The following is a 3347-nucleotide window of genomic DNA, read 5'->3' as shown; positions in this document are numbered from 1 at the left end:
GGCCGGAGCCGGTGAGGCGGGGTGACCGGGGGAGCGGTCCGCCGCGGCGGGGGCCCCGGGGGAGGAGAGGGGGAGGACCCTGCCCGCGACGACGAGGACGGCCGAGTCACACACCTCGGCCAACCGCCGGTTGAGCGAACCGACCAGATCGGAGAACAGACGGCCGGAGAGGGTGTCGGGCACGACCCCCAGGCCGACCTCGGGGGAGACCAGGACGAGCGAACCGGGGTGGGCGGCGACCGCCGAGACCAGCGCGTCGACCTCATCGGACACGGCCGCCCCGCCGTCAGTCCACCCGAGGGTGGCGTCCATCCGGCGGGTGAGCCAACCCCCGAGATCGTCGACGAGGACCGTGTCGGCCGGGTGATCGGCGAGTACCCGCGGGATCTCGTCGGTCTCCTCGGTGGACCATTCGGCGGGCCTGCGGTCCCGGTGCGCGGCGATCCTGGCGGTCATCTCGGCGTCGTCGTGGTCCGGTCGCGCGGTGGCCACGTACACCACGTCCGCGCCGGTGGCCTCGGCCACCGATTCGGCGTGGGCGGACTTGCCCGAGCGGGTGCCGCCGAGGACGAGCAGGCGCATGGCGTTCCGGGCCCTTCCGTGGATCGTCGGTCAGGTCAGCTGTCGGTCAGGTCAGCTGCCGAGCAGGTCAGATGGTGATCAGGCCAGATGGTGATCAGGTCAGATGGAGTCGCCCGGGCGTACCCGGGGGCGCGGGGTGCGGAGCATCCGCGGCTGCGTCGCCCGCATCACCGCGTACCAGCCCATGCCGAACCCGGTGTCCTCGGTGTCCGGGAACCGCTCGCGGACGACACTGTTGACCTTGCGTCCGAGGAGGATTCCGTCCACCACCACCACGACGATCAGGATGAGGAACAGGTTCTGGCTGTAGAACATCAGTTCCGGGTTGGGGATCAGCTGGAAGATGATCACGAACAGCGCGAGCGGCATGAAGAAGTTGATCAGGCGCCGGTGGGTGTCCACCCAGTCGCGGGCGAAGCGACGGACCTCGCCGCGGTCCCGCGAGAGCACGTAACGGTCGTCGCCGGCCATCATGAGCTGGCGGCGCTCCTCACGGGCGGTACGCTGCTCGGCCCGGGCGGCCTTGCGCTCGTCCTTGGTCATGCTGGCCTCGGCGGCCTTCCGGCGCTCCTTGGCCTCCTTACGGGTGACCGGCGCCGTGACGGGACCCGTCCGCAGGCCGCGCGCGCGCTCCTGGTCCCGCCGCTTGGGGGTGGGCTTGCCCTTGCCCGCGGGCCGACGGGCGTCCCCTGCAGGCCCCGGATCCGTGCCCGGGGAGGACTCCGGCCCGGTGTCGGTACCTGCGGAGCCCTTGCCGGGGTCGTCTTTACTGGAGCCGAATGCGCGCAACTTCACATACCCAGGCTAGGCGATCGATCCCCGCCGAGGACATTCACCCGTCACTCCTCGCAGGCGTATCGTGTCAGGCGACGCGGCGTCCGGGGAATAGAGAGCTCCCCGGTGGGCGTTGCACCACCGTAGGACGCCACCGAAGACCCTCTCGGATCGCAAGGAGAACCGACATGACCACTGCGGAGAACACCGCCACGGAGACCACCGCCACCGGTGTGCTGCTCACCGACGCCGCCGCCTCGAAGGCCAAGGCACTCCTCGACCAGGAAGGTCGCGACGATCTGGCCCTGCGCATCGCCGTCCAGCCCGGTGGTTGTGCCGGCCTGCGGTACCAGCTCTTCTTCGACGACCGCTCGCTCGACGGCGACGTCGTGGACGACTTCGGTGGCATCAAGCTCGCCGTCGACCGGATGAGCGTGCCCTACCTGACCGGTGCGTCGATCGACTTCGTCGACACCATCGAGAAGCAGGGCTTCACCATCGACAACCCCCAGGCCACCGGCTCGTGCGCCTGCGGCGACTCGTTCAACTGAGTCCAGCCGGGCACTGACGACCCGGGCCGATCGCTGGTCGGCCCGGGTCGTCTACTGTCTGGAGCATGTCAGTAGTCATCACGGGTTCCATCGCCACCGACCACCTCATGACCTTCTCGGGTCGGTTCTCCGAGCAGCTCCTGCCGGACCAGCTCGCCCACGTGTCGCTGAGCTTCCTGGTGGACTCCCTCCAGATCCGCCGCGGCGGAGTGGGTGGCAACATCGCGTTCGCGCTCGGCGTGCTCGGCCGTCGTCCCCATCTGGTGGGCGCCGCGGGTGAGGACTTCGCCGAGTACCGCGACTGGCTGGAGAGGCACGGCGTGGACACCTCGGCGGTCCACATCAGCTCCGCCCTGCACACCGCACGGTTCGTGTGCACCACCGACTCGGACATGGCCCAGCTCGCCTCGTTCTACCCCGGCGCGATGGGTGAGGCGGCCACCATCTCCCTGGCCCGCCTGGTCGACCGCATCGGTCGGCCCGAGATCGTGCTCATCGGCGCCAACGACCCGACCGCGATGAACTCCCACACGGCGGAGTGCCGCGAGCTCGGGCTCGACTTCGCGGCCGACCCCTCCCAGCAGCTGGCGTTCCTCGACGGTGAGGCGGCCGCAGCGCTGGTCGACGGCGCCCGGTACCTGTTCACCAACGAGTACGAGTACGAACTCCTGCTGAACAAGACCGGGTGGACGGCCGAGGAGCTGGACGACAAGGTCGGTACCCGCATCACCACCCGCGGAGGAAAGAGCGTGGTGATCGTGGAGAAGGGCGCCGAGCCCCTCGAGGTGGGCATCGTGCCCTCGGACAACCTGCTCGACCCCACGGGCGTCGGCGACGCGTTCCGCGCCGGATTCCTCACCGGTGTGGTCGACGGCCTCTCGCTGGAGCGTTCGGCCCAGTTCGGTGCTCTCATCGCGACCCACGTGCTGGAGACCACCGGCACCCAGGAGTGGAGCATCGACCCCGCCGCCGCGCGCCGGCGACTCGCCGCGGCCTACGGGGACGAGGCCGCCGAGGAGCTCGCGGCGCTGCTGCCCGCCTGATCCCGCCCGGGGCGCTCACCGCCGTGCCGACGACCACCGACCGGCCAGCGACCGACCCCCGACGAGAAGAGCGTTCCGCACGCATTCCCCGAGAGGGTGTGTGCGGAACGCTCTTCTCGATGGGTCGGGCCCGCGGGGGCCCGAGTTCGGATCCGGCTGGCGGCGGGGCCGGGTCGGGCTAGAGGCGCACGGGGTAGTCCCGCTGCTCGATGTCCGGGGTGATGCGCCCCTCCACGAAGATGCCGTGCCAGATCATGAAGCACAGCATCGTCCAGATCCGGCGGCTGTGGTCGGACTCGCCACGGCGGTGCTCGTCGAGCATGCGCATCACGGCGGCCTTGTCCACGAACTCGTCGGTGCCCGAGGCCAGGACCTGCGCCCGCGCCCAGTCGTGCAG

Annotated in this window: 5 protein-coding genes; 2 read left to right on the top strand and 3 right to left on the bottom strand. The window is 70.4% G+C overall.

The features are described 5' to 3' along the window. Positions 1-582 (bottom strand): bifunctional adenosylcobinamide kinase/adenosylcobinamide-phosphate guanylyltransferase (locus G6020_RS06310; RefSeq protein WP_182610030.1); only part of this gene is annotated, 582 nt, incomplete at its 3' end. A gap of 99 nt (positions 583-681) precedes the next feature. Then, the gene (locus G6020_RS06305) at positions 682-1377 is read right to left on the bottom strand and encodes a DUF3043 domain-containing protein (RefSeq protein ID WP_182610029.1); all 696 of its coding nucleotides are present in this window, start codon (positions 1375-1377) and stop codon (positions 682-684) included. A 167-nt stretch (positions 1378-1544) separates the two neighbouring features. Here G6020_RS06305 and G6020_RS06300 point away from each other — a divergent pair, with 167 nt between their 5' ends. Beyond that, positions 1545-1907, top strand: a complete 363-nt coding sequence (locus tag G6020_RS06300) for an iron-sulfur cluster assembly accessory protein (RefSeq protein ID WP_107756186.1) — start codon at positions 1545-1547, stop codon at positions 1905-1907. A 65-nt stretch (positions 1908-1972) separates the two neighbouring features. After that, positions 1973-2950 carry a carbohydrate kinase family protein gene (locus tag G6020_RS06295; RefSeq protein ID WP_182610028.1) on the top strand — a complete coding sequence of 326 codons (978 nt, stop codon included), beginning with the start codon at positions 1973-1975 and terminating at the stop codon, positions 2948-2950. A 178-nt stretch (positions 2951-3128) separates the two neighbouring features. Here the strand turns inward: G6020_RS06295 and G6020_RS16965 are convergent. Beyond that, positions 3129-3347, bottom strand: a 219-nt coding sequence (locus G6020_RS16965) for an asparagine synthase-related protein (RefSeq protein WP_241732593.1), incomplete at its 5' end; no start/stop codon positions are given.

The sequence above is a fragment of the Dietzia sp. B19 genome (assembly GCF_014145155.1).
In the GTDB taxonomy this organism is placed as follows: Bacteria; Actinomycetota; Actinomycetes; order Mycobacteriales; family Mycobacteriaceae; genus Dietzia; species Dietzia natronolimnaea.
This window is presented reverse-complemented; position numbering and strand designations above follow the sequence as displayed.

Coding starts and splice junctions, on each gene's coding strand:
- G6020_RS06295 (WP_182610028.1), top strand. CDS start 1,973: ATGTCAGTAGTCATCACGGGTTCCATCGCCACCGACCACCTCATGACC.
- G6020_RS06300 (WP_107756186.1), top strand. CDS start 1,545: ATGACCACTGCGGAGAACACCGCCACGGAGACCACCGCCACCGGTGTG.